General features: G+C 54.5%; 10 protein-coding genes. 1 reads left to right on the plus strand and 9 read right to left on the minus strand.

Annotated features, from left to right (window positions below; translation table 11 throughout):
- On the plus strand, positions 1–501 hold the full coding sequence (locus tag ACO064_RS11450) for a hypothetical protein (RefSeq protein WP_421827500.1): 501 nt from the start codon (positions 1–3) through the stop codon (positions 499–501).
- A 134-nt stretch (positions 502–635) separates the two neighbouring features.
- Here ACO064_RS11450 and panD read toward each other — a convergent pair whose 3' ends face one another.
- The 9 genes from panD to ACO064_RS11495 form a co-directional block, all read right to left on the minus strand.
- Positions 636–989 (minus strand): aspartate 1-decarboxylase, encoded by a 354-nt coding sequence (panD, locus tag ACO064_RS11455; RefSeq protein WP_114406898.1) that lies wholly within the window; start codon positions 987–989, stop codon positions 636–638.
- Positions 990–1,088: 99 nt separating this feature from the next.
- Positions 1,089–6,335 carry an amino acid adenylation domain-containing protein gene (locus ACO064_RS11460; protein WP_421827501.1) on the minus strand — a complete coding sequence of 1,749 codons (5,247 nt, stop codon included), beginning with the start codon at positions 6,333–6,335 and terminating at the stop codon, positions 1,089–1,091.
- A 23-nt stretch (positions 6,336–6,358) separates the two neighbouring features.
- Positions 6,359–13,018 (minus strand): amino acid adenylation domain-containing protein, encoded by a 6,660-nt coding sequence (locus ACO064_RS11465; RefSeq protein WP_421827502.1) that lies wholly within the window; start codon positions 13,016–13,018, stop codon positions 6,359–6,361.
- Positions 13,019–13,090: 72 nt separating this feature from the next.
- Positions 13,091–14,431 (minus strand): WcaI family glycosyltransferase, encoded by a 1,341-nt coding sequence (locus ACO064_RS11470; protein WP_421827503.1) that lies wholly within the window; start codon positions 14,429–14,431, stop codon positions 13,091–13,093.
- Between the two features lie 33 nt (positions 14,432–14,464).
- Positions 14,465–15,286, minus strand: a complete 822-nt coding sequence (locus tag ACO064_RS11475; protein WP_421827504.1) for a glycosyltransferase family 2 protein — start codon at positions 15,284–15,286, stop codon at positions 14,465–14,467.
- Positions 15,287–15,314: 28 nt separating this feature from the next.
- Complete coding sequence (locus tag ACO064_RS11480; protein WP_421827505.1) at positions 15,315–15,887, minus strand: DapH/DapD/GlmU-related protein; 573 nt, start codon at positions 15,885–15,887, stop codon at positions 15,315–15,317.
- Positions 15,853–17,007, minus strand: a complete 1,155-nt coding sequence (locus ACO064_RS11485) for a glycosyltransferase family 4 protein (protein WP_421827506.1) — start codon at positions 17,005–17,007, stop codon at positions 15,853–15,855. The genes ACO064_RS11480 and ACO064_RS11485 overlap by 35 nt, the downstream gene beginning before the upstream one ends.
- 7 nt (positions 17,008–17,014) lie before the next feature.
- Positions 17,015–18,175, minus strand: coding sequence for a glycosyltransferase (locus ACO064_RS11490; protein WP_421827507.1), 1,161 nt, complete (start codon positions 18,173–18,175; stop codon positions 17,015–17,017).
- Between the two features lie 14 nt (positions 18,176–18,189).
- The gene (locus ACO064_RS11495; protein WP_421827508.1) at positions 18,190–19,386 is read right to left on the minus strand and encodes a glycosyltransferase family 4 protein; all 1,197 of its coding nucleotides are present in this window, start codon (positions 19,384–19,386) and stop codon (positions 18,190–18,192) included.

Raw genomic sequence — 19,386 nt, forward strand, 5'->3', positions numbered from 1 at the left:
ATGAACCGCACCGTCTCCTATTTCGCCGGTCCCGAACTGGTCTGGGTTCTGATGCTGGCCGTTACCGCCTTACTGGCGGCTCGCAACCCGGGTACGGATGCCGGCAATGAGCAATTGCTGAGTTTTGGCTGGTTTTTGCCGCTCCTGGGCGTTTGGCTGTCGTTTGTTCCCCTGTTCTGGGCTCCCGGCAGCCCGTGGTGGTGGCTGCTCCGGATCGTTGTCGGCGGTTGTGTCGGCATTGTGATTTTGATGACGATTATTTGCGAAGCGATTGATTACCACGATAGTCGCAATTCGGGCGTTGGCACGGGCTACATCGTCTTTATCAGCCTGGGTTATCTGGCGCTGTTCGCCAGTGCCGCTGTGGCCGCTTTGTTCTTTCTCACGAAGTGGAATTTCCTGCCGGTGCTGAAATGGGGACTGATTATCGTGGGTTGTTTAACGGCTTTTTTTAGCCTGATTTTCTGGATTGCCTCCTTCGGAAAAAATGCGGCTTCCTGAGCAATTCCTCCCATTTTCCCCATAAAAAAACGCCCGGAGGGCGAACCTTACCGGGCGTTTTCAAGAAAGGCAGGCGCTGCTAAAACCGTCAGCGTCCTGAGTTACGGTACGTTTTTCGAGTTGGGTTAATGCAATCAGGCCGTCACCAGGCGGTTATTGCCATCGGGAAAAACGACCACGGGCTTGTACGATTTGGCTTCATCGGCGGCCAGCATGGTATACGACAGAATGATGATGATGTCGCCAATCTGCGCCTTGCGGGCGGCAGCCCCATTCAGGCAAATGATGCCCGTACCGCGTTCTCCTTTAATCACATACGTGATCAAACGTTCCCCGTTGTTGTTGTTCACAATGTGAACCTGCTCATGCTCGAGCATACCGGCCGCATCCATCAGATCTTCGTCGATGGTAATGCTACCAACGTAGTTCAATTCGGCCTGCGTCACCCGGGCTCGGTGAATTTTGGATTTCATTAGAGTTAGAAACATAGCTATATGGTTAGATGGATAAGATGCAATTCAAAGACGCTGTTGGCTGCCGTCATTCCGGCTTGCTGAACTGGAGTCACACGGCAACCGTATGCCGGTTTAGCATTGGTCCAGCACATTCTGCAGAATCCGGGCAAATTCCTTGTCGTTGGGCGGTGTGAATAAATTCATGTGATCGCCGGGGACTTCATGGATTTTGATGCCTTTGCGCGCAAACGGTTTCCAGCCCAGAAATTCGAAGTCTTTCTTGTAGGCAATTTGCTTGTTGGCCCGGAAAAGCGTGATCGTCACGTCCTGAGGAGCCAGGCGGTAGTTGCGGGCCGCAATCCGGTTCATTTCATTGACTTTGTAATAATTGCCATGAAACACTTTCAGGTAATCTTCATTATACCGAATCCGGCGGTACCACTGATTGACTTTGCGTTTCAGCGATTCGGCTTTTTCTTTGATCGTTTCGCGGGGGTATTTTCGCAGCAGCGTAAAAATATACAGCCGCTCTTTCAGCAAGGTGGTCGAATCGGTCCAGACCCGTTTTAACCACGGATCGTAGAAGTTCGATTGATCGGCATACGAATCGAACATCGCCAGCAACTTCACCGCTTTGCCCCGCTCCTTCAACTGCCTGCTCATCTCGTAGGCAATGATCCCGCCGAAGGAGTAGCCCGCCAGCGCATACGGCCCGTCCGGATTTTTGGCCATAATCGCATCGATGTAATAAGCCGCAATGGCTTCGATGCTGTCCAGCGGCTCGTCGTCGCTGTTGATCCCTTTCGCCTGGAGTCCATACACCGGCTGATCGGGGTGCATGTTGATGGCCAGGGTATTGAACAGCAAGACGTGCAAACCAGCTCCGTGGACGATGTACAATGGCGTTTTCGTTCCCTGCGGTTTGATCGGCACCAGCGAATCCCAGCTCACCGACCGGCCGTTCATGTGCAGAGTCGAAGCCAGTTTTTCGACGGTCGGGTATTCGAACAACAGTGAAAGCGGCAGACGTTTGCCGGTTTTTTTCTCCAGCCGGGTCATCACCTGCACCGCAATCAGCGAGTGTCCGCCCAGTTCGAAGAAGTTGTCGAGTACACTTATTTTTTCCAGCCGTAAACACTCCATCCAGATGTCGGCCACCAGCTTTTCGACGTCGGTCCGTGGAGCCATAAAATTGCTGCGGTTTTCGACCTCGTCCAGCATCGGATCGGGTAACGCCTTGCGGTCTATTTTCCCGTTGGGCGTCAGGGGCATCCGGGCCAGCACCACAAAGTTGTTCGGAACCATGTAGTCGGGCAGGTGCTGCCGGATTTGCTCTTTCCACACCTGAAGCTGCTCCTGCGGAACCACCAGGTTGTGTTTGAAGGGGTTGCGGGAGACATCGGTCAGCGACACGTTTTCGACCGGAATGGACGCGGGCCGGGCCGGAATCCGGTTCGGCTGGTCGTTCGGAATAAAAACAACGTCCAGCAAATTGTCGGAGCCATCACCCGCCCAGCGGACGTGCGTGGTAAACCGGTGTTTTTCACCCACCGCCCACAAGGTGGCCGGGTCGACGCTGACCGGAACGGGAGACAATTTTTGTTTGGCCTCCACCAGCAGGGTATCATCGCTCAGAGCGTCGATGTCCTGAATCAGCGAATAATCTTCAGCGGTGCGGCTGTTGAAAACATGACGGAGTTGCACAACCGATCCGGAATGGGTCGAAAGGCTCTGTTCAAGGTTCTCAAGAGCATAGTTGGGATTCCAGTCGATCACCGCATCGGCTTCGGCCACTTCGGGCGGATTGCCGACGTACAGCCAGATATCGTAGTGGTGTTTCGTGGTTTCGTTCAGGAATTTTCCTTCGCGAAGCTGAATATCGACCGCCGAAATGGCGGGAATGAGTTGCGGCAGAACGTAAAAATAAGCCGGGTCAGCCATGAGTTCATCCTCGATGAACAACCGCCGGTCGATGATCTTTTTAAAGTCCGCAACGGTATTTTCAGCCGACGAACGGGGAAACTGATCGAAGGTGTGGTGCATCCGCAGGGTTCCTTTGCCCTGCATGTCCCCAATAAAAATACAACCGCCCGGTGCCACTTTTTTAACGGCTTCTTCAATCACTTGCTGTAAATAAGTAGTATCCGGAAAATACTGGGCCACGCTGTGAATCAGCACCAGATCGAGCGAAGCGTCCGGAACCGCGCTGAAATCGTCGGCATTGCCGACGGCGGTTTTCACATTCCGCCATTTGGCCGCATCCAGTGCCAGTTTTTCCCGCAGATTTTCGATGGCCGTTGCCGAATAGTCCGTTCCGATGTAGAGCGTCGACGCGGGTGCCAGTTCAAAAAGCAACTGCCCGGCCCCGCAACCGACTTCCATAATCCGTTTCGGACCCAACGCCCTGATGCGCCGGATCGATTGCTGCACCCAGTCGTCAATTTCTTCCTTGACGTCTTTTTTACCGCTCAACTGCTCGGCAATGGCCAGTTCGAGAACCTGCTCCGACGAATTCTGCTCCTTTTCGTGTTCGACGCCGACGTTGTAAATCATGTCCCAGCGTTCCTGCCAACTGGGGGCTTTGTCATTCGTCGGAACCGACTCCGGCACGACGTAGGCCACCAGTACCTGATCGCCCGAGCGGGTTTCGTGGGCAACCACCGCCGTTTGCTTCACCTCAGCGATGGTGCCGATGATGTTCTCGATTTCGCCGAGTTCGATCCGGTGTCCCCGGATTTTCACCTGGTGGTCGATCCGGCCCAGGCATTGGATTTCACCGTTTTCCAGAAATTTCCCCAAATCGCCGGTGCGGTACATGGTGCCGTCGGTCGATTTGTCAAACGGATTTTTCAAAAACCGTTCAGTGGTCAACTCCGGCCGGTTCATATACCCCCGCCCTACGCTATCACCGCCAATATAAATTTCACCCACTGTGCCAATCGCTACCGGTTTCAGAAATTCGTCCAGGATGTAGGCTTTCATGTTGCCGATGGGCCGACCAATCGTGATGGTATCGCCTTTCACAATCTGCTTGACGGTGGCCCAAACCGTGGTTTCTGTCGGGCCATACACGTTCCACAGTTCCGCACAGAGGGTTGTCAATTTATCGGCCAGATCGTTCGAGAGGGCTTCTCCGCCACAAAGCGCCTTCACGGGCAGCGGGCTGTTCCAGCCGGCATCGAGCAGCATCCGGTAGGTCGAGGGCGTGGCCTGCACAATACTAACCCGCTCGGAACGAACCACATCCAGCAACAACCGGCCATCGCGGGCAACGGCCAGATCCACCAGCAGCACGGTGGCGCCTACCAACAAAGGCAGAAACAATTCCAGTCCGGCAATGTCGAACGAGATGGTCGTAACGGCCAGCAGCACATCGTCTTCGCCGATGCCGGGGGCCGTCATCATGCCCCACATGAAATTGACCAGGTTCCGGTGTTCGATCAGAACGCCCTTCGGTTTTCCCGTCGAACCCGAGGTGTAGAGCACATAGGCCAGATCCGGCCCCGCAGCCCGACCCACCGGTTCTTCTTTCGACAGGGCTTTTGAATCCGCCAGGGCTTTTTCAATCACGAGTTCGGGCGACTCGCTTTTCAGCCGCCCCTGCTGGCTGGCCGAGGTCAGGAGAAGTTTGGCCGACGAGTCGGTCAGCATAAACGAAAGCCGTTCGTGCGGGTAGGCCGTATCGAGCGGTAAATAAGCGGCTCCGGCTTTCAGAACGGCCAGCAACGCGATCACCATTTCCGGCGAACGGTCGACAGCCACGCCGACGATATCCCCGGTCTGAATTCCGGTCTGAATCAGGTAGTGCGCCACCTGGTTGGCGGTTTCGTTCAACGTCCGGTAGCTGATTTCCTGCTGGTTAAACCGGATGGCGGTTTTAGTCGGGAAGCGGGCTGCGGTTTGGGCGATGAGATCGTGCAGGGGCGTGTGTTTCGGATAATCGGCCTCCGTATCGTTCCACTGATCCAGTTGTTCGCTCAGTCGGTTTTCCGAAGCGAATTGAATATCCCCGATCACCACGGACGGGTTTGCAACGACCGTTTTCAGGAGATTGGTAAAATCATCCATCAGCCGCCCAATCGTTTCCGCACTAAAAAGCTGCGTGTTGTAAGCACATTCCAGGGTCAGGGCTTTTTCGGAACCGGTGGCATTGAAAAACAGCTCGAAGTTTTCGTAGGCTTTGGGATGGCTGATCAATTCGTGCGTCAGGCCCTGAAAATGAACGCCGTCATTCATTCCCATATCGATGTTGAAAACAATGGGCACCAGCGGAATCCGCGACGCATCGCGCGGAATGTTCAGTTTTCTAACCAGATCGCTGAAGGTGAGCCGCTGGTGTTCGTAGGCATCAAAAACCGACCGGCGGCACGTCTTCAAAAAGTCGGCAAAGGTACTTTGCGGTTCCAGATGGCTGCGCAGCGGCAGGAGGTTGACGCAGTTGCCCACCAGCCGGTTGTTTCCGGTCACCGATTGCCCCGCAGCCGGTAGCCCCACAACAATATCTTCCTGACCCGACAACCGGTGCAGCAATACGTCAAAAGCGGCCAGCAGGGTCGTTACGAAGCTGCAGCCCGCCTTTAAACCCATTTTTTTGATGGCCAGCACCAGTTCACTGTCCATCGGATAATCCAGCCGCCCGCTTTCAAACGTGCGGGTAGCGGGGCGCGGAAAATCGGTGGGAAGATCGAAAACCGGTACGTTTTCTTTGTATTGATTAATCCAGAAGTTCTCAATGCGCTGGTATTCTGCGCTCTGCGAAAAGTCGGCCTGTTCGATGGCGTATTGTGCAAACGAAGGCGCGTCCGGCAACGTGACAGGCATTCCCAGTGTGTAAGCCGAGTAAAGGGCGCTCAGATCCAGCAGCATCGCTCCCATCGACCAGCCATCCCGCGCACTGTGGTGGGCGGTCAAAATCAGGCGGTGTTCGTCATCGGCCAGTTTGAATATCGCCGTTTTAAACAGCGGACCATTGAGCAGATCGAAGACGTGCAAGGTCTCTTTCTGGACGTAATTGTCCACCAGGATCTGCTTTCTTTCGTCCGTCTTCGTCGAAATATCCAGATAGGGTACTGGAATCGCCAGTTCTTTGTAAATGCACAGATATTCCCCGTCCCCGCTAAAAACCATTCGCAGTGCTTCGTGCCGGTCGACCAGCGTCTGAATCGCCCGCTCCATGGCAACCCGGTCGAAAACGCCTTTAAAGACGACCGAAGTCAGCATGTTGTAAGCGCGGGTGGCGTTGTCACCACCCAGCAGACAAGCCGTCCAGATTTCTTTCTGCGGTTCCGTACTGGGCGCTACACGCTCAATTTCCGGTCCGGCAAACGGATTAAAGTCAACGGTTGTTGTCGCGGTTGGGGTCGGTATATTTTCCGTCATCACACAGGCTGGTTTAGCGTACCTTATAATTTAATCTGTAAAAACGTACCGGGTTTGTCGGGATTGGCGATAAACCAGGCAGGATTTCCGTCCGTATCGCGACCCAAACGGGCTTCCGGAACGGGCGGTTGATGGTAGTGGCCGGATGCCGTCACTTTGTTTTCCTTCGGCTGACGAACCGGCGCAATGGATTTGAAAATGTCCGCGTCAATCATTTCCTGAATGCATTCCCGGAACGCGCCCAGCACCTGATCGATCTCGGCATCGGTATGCGCTTCGGTAATGAAACACGGAAAACCGTCCCAGATGTGAATGCCTTTTTCGCGCATCAACACGAACAGCAGCTCGCCATACGGTATTTCTTCCTTGGGCTTGATTTTCCAGAGTGAGCCAAACTGGGCCACATACAGCGGAATCTGATGGCGGTCGAATTCGGCGTTTAGCGCCCGTGCAATGCGTTCGGCCTTCTGGGTCAATCCCTTCTGCAAACCCGGGCCGACTTCCCGCAGGTGCAGCAACGAAGCCTTCGCCGTGGCCAGCGCGAGAGGATGCCGGACAAACGTACCGGCAAAATAGGTGACGCCTTTTTCGGGAAACGACGCATCGCCGTATTGCCAGAAACCGCCATCGAGCACGTCCATGTAGTCCTTGTGGCCCGCAATGATTCCGATCGGAATGCCACCACCCACCACTTTCCCGTAGGAAGCCAGATCGGCTTTGATGCCAAACATCGCCTGAGTACCACCGGGGTGCATCCGAAAACCGGTGATGACCTCATCGAAAATGAGCGCCGTTCCCGACGATGCAGTGATGTTGCGCACTTCCTTCAGGAAGTCAATCGGCACAAATTCCGGTCGGCGGCTTTGCACCGGCTCCACCAGCACAGCCGCCAGTTCGTGCGCCCGTTCCCGGATAATTCTCAGACTTTCGTCCGTGCCGTAATCCAGAATCAGCATGTTCTGAACCGACTCGGGCATGATGCCCGGTGCGGCCGGAAACGATTTCAGTTTTTTGGTCCCCCGAACAATCACTTCGTCGACAATGCCGTGGTAGGAACCGGTGAAGGCCACCACCAGCGAACGTCCTGTAACGGTCCGGGCAATCCGCATCGCACCCAGTACGGCTTCGGAACCCGTGCTGCACAGAGCCGCCCGGTCGAAACCGGTGAAGTCGCAAATCAACCGGCAAACCTCGCCCGCCAGTTCGTGCTGCGGGCCGATTTCAAAGCCCTTTTCGATTTGCTCGTGCAACGCTTTCTTCACAAACTCGGGCTGGTAGCCAAACATGTTGGAGCCAAACCCGTTGAGCATATCGATGTATTCGTTGCCGTCGACATCCCACAACCGGCTGCCCTGGGATTTATTGATCACAATGGAATAGACCAGTTCTTTGGTCAGCGGTTTGAATCCCGAAACCACCCGCGGATCGGCCATGTAGGCCCGGTGTTCCTGGTTGTAGTTTTTACTTCCGCCGGTTTTCTGGTTATACCGATGAATCAGTTGGTGCAGAAAATTCTTTTGTTTCGGGCTTAACTCTGTACTTTGGCGCTCGATCCGGGCGCTGGCTCCAAACGGTTTTTTAATTTCGATTTCTTCTTCCGGCGTCAAATCCGGCGTTTTGGCCGGAACCGCCGAATCCGTTAACGCTTTCCCGTTCGGGGTGGTCAAGACAGGCAAAGCAGGTGGAGAGGGTAGCGACGCGGTTTGACTGCCCTGCATCATGGCAATCTGTCTGGCCAGAATCTGCACCTGCTGGGCCATTAACCCCAACACCGTATCATTCGTGCCGACGGCGACGGCTGCCGGAATGTGATGGGCCGGTGACGGAGCCGACGGCTGCGAAATGGGCTGCAAAACCGGTTTCGGCGCGTAGTGTTCTGCCGGTAAGGTCTGGTCCAGATACGCAACCAGACTATCTATCGTGGCGTATTCTTCATTCAGTTGCCGGAACGTGATGGGCAGGCCAAATTCTCTCTTTAAGGTGATGGAAACCTGGGTGAGCAGCAACGAATCGAGTCCCATTTCCAGAAAACTCATGTCGGGCAGCACGCCTTCCATTTCAAGGCCGGAAGCTTCTTCCAGCATTTCTTTGACCTTATTGATCAATGCGTCTTTTCTCATCACAACAGGGGGGGATATAGTAGTATGGGTAACCGGGCCGTCCATCGGCGAAACCGCAAAAACTGACGCGTCCGGGGAGTTGACCACCGGCAGCGGGGGCGCGATGGGGTCAACCCAGTAGCGTTTTTTATCAAAAGCGTAAGTCGGCAGACTGACTTTCACGCGGTTTTGGTTCGAATAGAAGGCTTTCCAGTCGGGTTCCAGGCCACTGATCCAGAGTTGCCCCATGGCTTTCAGCAGGGATTCATATTCCGACTGCGCGCCTTTTTTATCCAGACTGGTGATGATGGGAACCGGTCGGGAGCCAGCCTGCTGGCGGGCAAAAGTTGTCGTGGCATTGCCGGGACCCACCTCGATCAGCAGTGGTTGATTTAGAACAATGCTAAACTCCAGAGCCTCCGAAAAGCGAACGGTCAGGCGTAAATGTTTCGCCCAGTAATCCGGGTCGGTTGCCTGCTCATCCGTCAACAACGTGCCGCTCACCGTGGATACGATGCGCTTTTGGGGCGGGTTCAGCACCACCTCGTCAACAACGTTTCGGAACGCGGCCACCACGGGTTCCATCATCACCGAATGAAAGGCGTGGCTCGTTTGCAACACCCGGTTCGGAATTCCTTTTCCGTCCAGCACGCTGGCAAAAGCCGCAATGTCTTCGTCGTGACCGGCCACCACGCACAGCTTTTGGCTGTTGATGGCGGCAATCGACAACGGCTCGGGCATGAGATTCCCGATTTGATCGGCTTCCATCCGAACCGATAACATGCTTCCCCTGGGCAGTTCGCTCACCAGCCGCCCCCGAACCGCAACGAGTTTCAGCGCATCGGCCAGCGAAAAAACGCCCGCCAGATGGGCCGCCACAAACTCGCCAATGCTGTGTCCGCACAACAGCGACGGTTCAATGCCCCAGCTCATCCACAGTTTGGCCAACGCATATTCGGTTACAAACAAAGCGGGCTGGGTAAACCGCGTATTTTTCAGTTTCTCTTCAGCTTTGGCATTTCCCTCGTTCGGGTACAAAACCGTTCGGATGTCGGTTTCCAGGTACGCTTTCAACCCCTCGGCACATGCGTCGACGGCCTGCCGGTAGACGGTTTCGTTTTCGTAGAGGTCACGTCCCATGTTCAGGTATTGCGACCCCTGACCCGGAAACAGGAAAACCACCTCACCCGGTATCTCTCTGATCGATTTTACTTCGTGGGAAGCCCCCGAACTGGTCCGCAGTTTTTCGGCCAGTTCGTCGGTGGTGGACGCCACCGCAAACCGCCGGTGCTGGAAAGCCGCCCGGGTGGTTTGCAGTGAGAAAGCCACATCCGCCAGCTTCAGGTGACGGTTTTGCTGGAGATGATTCGCCAGAACCGGGCCGTACAAATCCCGGCTAGTGGTTGATTTGGCCGACCAGGTAATCAACTGCACCGGTTTATTCGTGGCCGGTTCGGCTGCGGTTTCAACCGGTATTTCCGTGGGATATTCTTCCAGAACGACGTGAACATTCGTACCGCCGACACCGAATGAGCTGACACCGGCCCGGCGGGGATCGGACGTTTGCGCCCATGTCGTCAAGGTCGTATTCACAAAAAACGGACTGCTGCCGAAATCGATCGCCGGATTGGGCGCGCTATAGTGAATGGAGGACGGAATCTGCTTGTGACGCAGCGCCAACACGGTTTTGATGAAACCGGCCACCCCGGCCGCAGTCGTCAAATGGCCCATGTTGCTTTTGATGGACCCAATGGCGCAGAACTGGGTGGCGGTTTGTGCGCCAAAAGCCATTTTCAACCCCTCGATTTCGATGGGATCACCAATCGGCGTGGCGGTTCCGTGGGCTTCCACATACCCGATGGTGGCCGGATCGACGCGGGCATCCTTGAGCGCCATCGCAATGGCTCCCGCCTGTCCTTCGGCATTCGGTGCGGTGAAGCTGCCTTTGCCGCCCCCGTCGTTATTCACGCCAACCCCTTTGATCACCGCCAGAATGGTGTCGCCATCCCGCCGGGCGTCTTCCAGCCCTTTCAGCAACACGATGCCCGCGCCATCGCTGAAAACCGTACCCCGTGCGTCGGCACTGAACGGCCGGCAATGGCCGTCGTTGCTCAACATGGCCCCTTCCTGGTACAGATACCCGCTGTTGATCGGCTGGGCAATGGCCGCCCCCCCCGCCAGTGCCAGGTCGCACTGCCCATTCCGGATGCTGTCGACGGCCTGGGCAATGGCCAGCAGCGAGGTCGAACAGGCCGACTGCACCGTTACGGCCGGGCCGCGCAGGTTCAGCGCATAGGCCGTCCGGGTGGCAATGTAATCCTTATCGTTGGCCGTCATCACCTGAAAACTGCCAACCCGTTCCACCAGCTCGGTGTGCGGCAACACGTTGGTGTAATAATAGGTGTTGTTGCGGCAGCCGCCAAAAACGCCGATTGAACCGTCGTACTGTTGGGGGACATAGCCCGCACTTTCCAGCGCTTCCCAGGCAATTTCCAGGAAGATGCGGTGCTGCGGGTCCATCAATTCCGCCAGGCGGGGGTTGATGCCGAAGAAGGCCGGATCGAATTCGTCGGGTTTGTTGATAACGCCCCGGGCTTTTACATAGTCCGCGTCGTTCCGTAATCCGGGAGTAATGGACGCATCCAGTTCCGCTTCGGTGAAGAAGTGGGTCGTTTCTTTGCCTTCTTTCAGAAGCGTCCAGAGGGCTTCGATGGAATCGGCACCGGGAAACCGCCCCGCCATGCCGATCACGGCGATGTCCTGCGTTGCCGCCTTTTCTTTGCGCTTCGGGGTCTGGCGTTGGCCGTCATTTTCTGTTCCCAGAAAAGCCGCAAGGCCCTTGATGGTCGGTTGCTGATAGAGTTTTGTAATCGGAACGCTGTAGCCAAACCGCCTTTTTAAACCCGCTACGGCCGAAATCGCCAGCAACGAATTGCCGCCCAGTTCGAAGAAGTTATCATCCCTGCCCACCTTGTCCAGTTGCAGGAGTTCGGCCCATACGGTTTCGATCTGGCGCTCCATGGGTGAAACCGGAGCTGTGTAGGCGTCAGGGAACGACGCCCGTTCGAGTCGCGGTTTTACCAACACTTTTTTATCTACTTTGCCATTGGCCGTCAACGGCAGGAAAGCCATTTGAACGAACAGAGACGGCAACATATACTCGGGAAGTTGGGTCGCCAGATACTGCCGGATGGCTCCATTCGTAATCCCGCTGTTGACCACCACATAAGCGACCAGTCGCCGGTCAGTCGTCTGATCTTCCTGCGCCACGACAACACATTGTCCAACTGCCTCATGCGCACCGAGGACGGTTTCGATTTCACTCAACTCGATGCGATGCCCTCTGATTTTGACCTGATCGTCGATGCGACCCACAAATTCAATCGTTCCATCGGCCCGGTATTTGCCCGTATCGCCGGTTTTATAAATTCGTTCACCCGGTTTTGTGCTGAACGGATCGGTACTAAATTTCTCCGCCGTCAGCGTACGGTTGTTGAGATAGCCCCGCGCCACGCCCGCGTTACCGATCCAGATTTCGCCCGGAATACCGGCGGGAACCCGGTTTCCATCGGCTCCAACGATGTAGACCTGGGTGTTGGCGATCGGTTTTCCGATGGGCACGACTTCCAATTCGGCCTCCGCCGGATACCGGTATTGAATCGAACTAATCGTGGCTTCGGTTGGGCCATATTTGTTGTAGAACCGAACCAGCGAACCCCAGGATTGGGCCAGATCGGGCGGACAAATCTCTCCGGCGGCAACGACTCTTTTTAAACTGCCGTAGGTCGCAGCGGGAATGTAGCGCAATAAACTCGGCGTTGAATGCAGGTGCGTGATGCGTTGTTCCTGAATCAATTGCACCACTTCGTCGGGATTGAACAGCGATTCTTTCCGGATCAGCACCAGTTTCGCGCCGTTGCAGAGCGTCAGAAAAATCTGTTCGACCGACGGATCGAAGGCATAGTTGCTGGTTTGCAGAATGGCGTCATCTTCCTGAATACCAAACTCCTGCGATTGGTTCTGGATGAAATTGCTCAGGTTCCGGTGTTCGATCAAAACCCCTTTGGGGCGTCCCGTCGAGCCGGAGGTGTAGATCACATAAGCCAGATGATCGGGCGATACGGCGGTTTTTATGGGTTCCGTCGGTTCATTCGCGATCGCTTCCCGGTCGGTGGTCAGGCAAATCTTTTCCAGTTGTTCCGTATATTCAGCCAGCACCTTACCGGCGTCAGAATCCGTCACAACCAGTTGGGCCGCAACATCAGACAACAGATACTGAATGCGTTCGGCCGGGTATTCAGGGTCGATAGGAACGTAGGCTCCACCCGCTTTCAGGATGCCCATGATACCGATTACCATCTCCAGCGAACGGCTGACACAGATCGGCACCAGGGTTTCTTCTTTTACCCCTTTTTTGCGTAAAAAACCGGCTACCTGATTCGACTTTTCATCCAGTTCCCGGTAACTGAGCCGACGGCCCTCAAACTGGACGGCAACCCGATCAGGTGACTTTCTTACCTGTTCAGCAAACAGGACGACGACGGTTTTGTCCAAATCGAAACTACGTGTTGAAAGCTCGTCCATGTTTATTAAACCGGTTAAAAGTGTATGCTCAGGCTGTTATTTGTCAATTACTTACCAGATTTCTGCGTATTGCTACCGGGCAATTCCCTCTTTTTCTGTATCCGTTTCCTGGGTCACAAAACGCTCCTTAAAAACGTCTTCCGCAGGTGTCGTTTCCGGGAAAACCGGTGATGCCTTGCAGGACGGATCGCCAATTTTGAACAACTCCTGCATAAAATCACGCAATGTCTTTTCCTTGTTCAGGTACGTTTCCGCGTAGGTTCTCGCATTGCGCCGAAAAGCCGTCAAATCCGAAAGCAGGGCTTTGTCGATGGCCTCTTTCAGGGCTTCTGCCGATTCCGGTTCAATCAGAACGCCCATGCGGTGGTACTGCACGACATCATGCAACGTCGTTCCCGGAACGGCAGAAACCAGGGCAAAACCACCGGCGGCCAGAATCCCGGTTAATTTTGACGGCAGAACCAAGTCTGAAGCCGATTTTTTCTGTAATACCAGGTGAATATCAGCCGTCGCCAAAAGGGCTGATAACTTTTCATACGGCTGCAAGGGGTAAAATTTCACGTTCGTCAAGGCATACTCCCGCGCGAGCGTTTCCAGTTTGCCCTGTCCCCCACCGGTTCCGAAAAACAAAAACTTCACATCGGGTTGGCTCACAAAGGCGCGGGCAACCTGGATGATGATTTCCAGTCCCTGCTTTTCGCCGAGATTTCCGGAATAGAGCACCACTTTGTCCGAAGGCAGCAAGCCCAGTTCGGCCCGCAGCGATTGCGTTTGCGGCAAGGGTTTGATGTATGCCCCATCGACCCAGTTCGGAAACAAAACGCACGCGGACTGAATCCCTTTTTTCAGGGCTACTTTCCGCACCATTCCCTCGCTGATGGTCGACACAACCCGGCTCTGCTTCAGAATATAGGATTCGACCCGGAACATGGTTTGTAAAAAATGGCGGTTTTTGATCATGCCCAGTTCTTTGGCCATATCGATCTGCAAATCCTGAATGTGGCACCAGAGCGGTACGCGCCGGATCTGGCTGTAAATCGTCGGCACCAGGCCCAGATGAAACGGGGGAGCCACGCAGATTACCACATCGTAGCGCTTCGTAAAGAAAATTCGCAACCAGAAAAACAGGCTGCTGAGTACGAATGAAAACTCGTGCAGAATGCGTTTCAAGGCCGTTACCTCACGCGGAACATACAGGGGGCAACGGTGTACGCGTACGCCCGCAACCTGCTCGGTATGCCACCAACGGCGCTTGTGCGACGCCTGGACGGCCCATTCGGGATAGTAGGGCATGGCGGTGATGACGTCGACCTCCTGATTCTGCTCAGCCAGCCAGGCGCCCATTTCGCCCGTATATTTCCCAATTCCGATGAGTTCGGGTGAATAATTGATGCCGTAAATGAGTATTCTCATGAAAAAAGCGTGTAAGCCGACAAAACCGGATCGTTACGACTGTGCCGTTTGCAGTTCTTTGGTTTTTAGAATAATAAAGTATTCGTAGATCGCCTGCAGCACGGCGTAGGTGACCCCCGCGTGACCATCCAGAAATCCGCGACGCCAGATCGCCAGATAAAACCATTTGATGAGTGGGCGACCGGGCAGTTTATAGAAGATGCCTTTCTGATGATACCGGCGCTCGCTGAAATCTTTGCTAAAAGCCGCCTTCTGAAGCGAAAACGACGTACCGGCGTTCATATCCACCATCCGCATGGCCGCTTCCATGTCCGCATACCCCAAATGCCGCTGCCACCAGAACCGGAAGCCTTTGCTGAACGGAAAATGATCCAGAAAGCCCCCGATCCGGGCGACTTTTCCGTCCGGAATCGAAACCGGATTGACCAGCCGCTTGTACTGCATTTTGTCGGGCCGAAAGAGCCGCAGGTAAAAAGGCGACATTTGCGCGTGTTTCAGCCACCGGCCATTCCAGGCAAAATCGCGCCGTTGAATTTCGTAGGCAACCACCTCGTCAGCACCGGGTACAAACGTCAAAAGCACTTCTTTCAGTTCTTCGGAAACCCGCTCATCCGCATCAATGTACAACACCCACTGGTGTTTGAACGGAATGTTGGCCAGCCCCCAGTTCTGGTGGGCCGACCAGTTATCGAATTTACGCTGGGTGATGGTGGCACCGGCGGCCTGGGCAATTTCCACCGTTTTGTCCTCACTGAAGGAGTCGAAAACGTGGATGTCGTCGCACCAGGATACGGATTGCAAACAGGACGGCAAATCCTGTTCTTCATTTTTGGTAAGTATGAGTACTGAAATCATTTTGTTTGCAGAATACGGTCCTGGGCTATCAACTTACGACCTTACTAACGCCTTTAACCTCTCTTTTCCGAACAATTCGGGCGGGATTTCCAGCCACAATATCGAACGGACGAACGTCTTTCGTCACCACGCTGCAAGCCCCGACAATGGCCTGGGCACCCACCGTAACACCCGGCATGATGAACGCCCGGGCGCCGACAAAAGCGTGGGCACCGATGACAATGGGGGCTGTGATTAAATTCCGGGCGGGCTGGTCGAATGCGTGCGTTCCGGTGCAGAGATACGCTTCCTGCGCCACCGTGGCGTGTTCGTGAATTTCGATCCGGTCCAGTGAGTATGCGTTGGCACCATCGCCCAGACAGGCACGATCATGAAGCACCAGATTCCAGGGAATCTGAATGCGGGCGTTTTGGTGAACAAACGGTTTTCCGGTTAGCTGCGCCCCGAAAACACGCAGCCAGAACAGACGCCACGGGTTGGCCGGTTTGGGCGTCCAGGAGCAGAATACCGTCCAGACCAGTTGCCAGCTTATCATTTTGATGCGCTGCGCTACCGTCCAGGGACTGTCATACGCTGACGCTTGCTGATGGGTTTTTATCATTTTGGGAAACGGGATAAATCTTCCTGAAATCGTCGATAAACCGCCTGGCTATCACGGGAATGGCGTATTCGGTATTCACCTTGATGGCTTGTTTCGAGAGCCATTTTAACCGGGTTTCGTCATTCATCAGCGCGGAAAGGACCTGTGCAAGCGCCCCGACCTGATCGTCGGCGGTGTGGTCATAATAGGCACCGTTCTCTCCGTTTTGAATGAAATCCTGAAAACAGCCGAGACCCGACACCACCGGCACGGCCCCATATGCCATAGCCTCGCGCGGAGCCACCGGAGCCGCATCACCACTGCCTTCCTGGGCAGGATAGCAGAAAATACCGGCTTCGGCATAGTATTTAATCAGCTCTTCATCGTTGAAAACCGGCCCGATCCATTCCACATTCATCCCGGTTGAAAGCTGCCGGAGTTCCTGGTAATAGGCCGCTCCACCGCCCCCCTCTTCGAACGACGAAGGCCCGATAATTTTCAGTTTCCAACCCGATACCTGCTCTTTGGCGAGCAACCGAAAGGCATTTAACAAGACGTGAACGCCTTTTTCGGGATGCAGCCTTCCCACGAAGAGCAGCGTTTTTTCACGCCGGATCGGGAGGGTTTTAATTTCAAACGGAACCGGATTGGGAACGTAGGAAATCAGGTGATGACATTCCGGGGTAACCTCCTTGATGATGGCCTCACAAATGGCCGGTGAACAGCCCCTTAAAACACCCACATGGAGGTAAAATTTCATCTGGCCTTTGGGCACCCGCTGCACATCGACGTAGACTTTTTTTCCGCGTTCACCGCGCAGTAAAAAGGGCGACCAGAAGGTATTGGTAACAATAATATCGACCTTTTCAGGCAGGGCTTTGATCGCCCGAATCGAGTAGATTAAATCCAGAAATTTGAGTTTAAGAAGGGACGATGGCGTTTCGTAGCCCGGAATCCGTACGTAGCTTACGCCGTTCACGTTTTCTTTGGCGGGAAAATCGGCATGAGACCGGCTGATGTGAACAACCTCGTGCCCCATTGCAGCAAATTCCTGTCCCATTCGATACCATATTTTTTCGACCGCTCCGCCCCGAACCGGCGGTACCGGCAAAAATGCCCCTTGTATAATGGCAATACGCATAGTAAAATTAGTTACGGTTTAATGCACGCAGCATCCGATGGGACGCCTGTGACATGGTGAAATGCGTCTCGAAAGCGGTTTTGGCCCGCAACGCCATCTGCTGCTTTTGGTCAACCGTCAGGGCAGTCCAGCGTTGGATCAGGGCATGGGTGCCGTTTTCCGTATCACTTTCGATCATCCCGGCTTTTTCGAGTTCGATTTCCTTCCATATGTTAATTTGATCCGAAATAAGAACCGGTTTTGCACACGCCAGTGCTTCTACGACGGCGATGCCAAAATTTTCCTGATGACTGGGCAGAATGAACGCTTCGCAGGTGTAAAAACCGCCCCATTTCGCGTTTCCTTCGAGCATACCGGGGAACAGAATGTCAGTATCGTCACCGGCCCGTTGCTGCATTTCCTGTCCGTAAGCGGTTTCCAGACCCGGACCGGCAATCACCAGTTGCGGCAACGAAATGCCCTCAGCTTTCAGTCTCCGGTACGCATCGATCAGTAGATCGACCCCTTTTTTAACGTGGATCCGGCTGATAAACAGAATGAACGACCGGCTGAGTCCCACACATTTTTCCTGAAAAGCCAGTGCCATGGCCGGTGTAAAAGCGGGAGGAGCTTCTACGCCCAGACTCACGACCTGTTCCGTCTTGGGTAAGTAGGGTCGAAACGGAATTTCGGCCAGCGTCTTCTCCATTTCACAGGTAAACAGCAACCCGTCGGCTTTATTGACCAGTTTATTTTCGATGAATTGCCAGAAAAACCAGTTCCGAATGGCCTTTAGTTTACGCCCGGCGGCCCGTTGAAACCAGGGGTCCAGCATACCGTGGGGCATGACGTAGAGTTTCGGCTTTTTCGTTTTTAATCGTGCCAGGGCTTTGTAGGTCGCATAGGTATGGTATTGCCAAAGCCCGTGGACAATCACCCAATCATACTGCGTAACGTGCTCCTTCATCCAGGGTAAAAAATCAGCACTATACTGCCAGGAGCTTTTGGCGGGGCCTGTTGCGAAAACCGGGAACGTTACATTCTGCAAATAAACCGCCTGAGGATCGTCCAGCGTTACTACGGTATTTTGAACCGAAAACTGCGATAACCCTTTGATCATCGTCTGCAAGGCCTGGCTTACTCCGCCTGCTTTTGGATCGATTCCCGAAACGACATGAAGAATGTGCATGACTATGACCGGAATTAAACGAGTGTGTGAGTTTGCCCGGCAAAACGATACGTCCCAAGTATTTTTTGGTAGGTCTCCTCAAGCTGATCGGTCGCGTTTTCGATCGTGAACCGTCTGATATTCGTCAATCCCCTGTCGATCCATTCCCGTCGTTTTTCAGCCGTTTCGTTCAGAATGTGCTGAATACGAACGGCTCCCTCGTCTGCCCAAAGCTGGCTATCGAGTTCATCGAGGGGCCGACGACGGAGCAAGGTAGCGGCTGTGCCGGCCACTTCCGTCATGGGGGCCTCGCTGGTGGTCAGCACCCGACAGCCGCACGCCATCGCTTCGGCGATCGGCCAGCCAAAGCCTTCGGCCAGAGACGGAAACAGGAACACCCGAGCGCCCCGGTACGCGTGAATAACGTGCTGATCGTCAACGCCCGTCAGAAAATGAATATCGTTTCGAAACGCCGACGTCTGCGCCAGTTCCGACAGCTCCGGTGTGGGTTCTTCGCCGATCATGAGCAGCGGTATAGACGGTGAATAGGCTTTTCGCCACGCATCATAAATCTCCAGCACCCCTTTGCGGTTTTTATACCATTGATTGCCGCCGACGTGTACGAGGTAACCGGACGATAGGTCGATGCCAAACCGGGCACTCAATACCGAGCGGGATTCGGCTGCCTGACCCGACGTATAATTGGGATTGACGCCGTTGTAGATCACCGCCGAGAACGCCGGAGCGGCTTTTAAAAACTGATGAAGCTCGGCCTGCGTTTTGTTGGAAACCGAAATGAAATTCCGGCCCTTCCGGTATCCCCGCCGGATATACGCCTGATACAATTTCCCGGTCCAGCCCGTCTGATTTTCCGGAATTTCGCCCAGGGCCGATCGCTGCGCCAGAAAGTCGTGGCAATGAATGACATGCGGCCGATCCGCGACCAATGGCACCCAGGGTCCGAGGGCCTGATCGGCAAAAACAAACAACGTCTGCTTCGGTAATCCTTTGATGCGTTGCCGAACCTGAATCGGGAATACAATATACTGATCGATGTAACCCATCCATTTTTTTAAAGCCTCCGGAACGGGCAGCGTATAAAAGAACGGTTTCGGTTGCCACGAATCCACCTCATGCCCGCGTGCCTGCATACCACTGGCCAGCCAGCGGGCATAGCGCGGCATACTTTGCGAACCGGGAAAGGACGGGTGACAAAAAATAACGATCCGCAT

Source organism: Larkinella sp. (assembly GCF_965227735.1).
GTDB lineage: Bacteria > Bacteroidota > Bacteroidia > Cytophagales > Spirosomataceae > Larkinella.

What these genes read in the sequence shown, in the direction of transcription:
- ACO064_RS11450 (WP_421827500.1), top strand. Translation starts at nt 1, where the DNA reads ATGAACCGCACCGTCTCCTATTTCGCCGGTCCCGAACTGGTCTGGGTT.
- panD (WP_114406898.1), bottom strand. Translation starts at nt 989, where the DNA reads ATGTTTCTAACTCTAATGAAATCCAAAATTCACCGAGCCCGGGTGACG.
- ACO064_RS11460 (WP_421827501.1), bottom strand. Translation starts at nt 6,335, where the DNA reads ATGACGGAAAATATACCGACCCCAACCGCGACAACAACCGTTGACTTT.
- ACO064_RS11465 (WP_421827502.1), bottom strand. Translation starts at nt 13,018, where the DNA reads ATGGACGAGCTTTCAACACGTAGTTTCGATTTGGACAAAACCGTCGTC.
- ACO064_RS11470 (WP_421827503.1), bottom strand. Translation starts at nt 14,431, where the DNA reads ATGAGAATACTCATTTACGGCATCAATTATTCACCCGAACTCATCGGA.
- ACO064_RS11475 (WP_421827504.1), bottom strand. Translation starts at nt 15,286, where the DNA reads ATGATTTCAGTACTCATACTTACCAAAAATGAAGAACAGGATTTGCCG.
- ACO064_RS11480 (WP_421827505.1), bottom strand. Translation starts at nt 15,887, where the DNA reads ATGATAAAAACCCATCAGCAAGCGTCAGCGTATGACAGTCCCTGGACG.
- ACO064_RS11485 (WP_421827506.1), bottom strand. Translation starts at nt 17,007, where the DNA reads ATGCGTATTGCCATTATACAAGGGGCATTTTTGCCGGTACCGCCGGTT.
- ACO064_RS11490 (WP_421827507.1), bottom strand. Translation starts at nt 18,175, where the DNA reads ATGCACATTCTTCATGTCGTTTCGGGAATCGATCCAAAAGCAGGCGGA.
- ACO064_RS11495 (WP_421827508.1), bottom strand. Translation starts at nt 19,386, where the DNA reads ATGCGGATCGTTATTTTTTGTCACCCGTCCTTTCCCGGTTCGCAAAGT.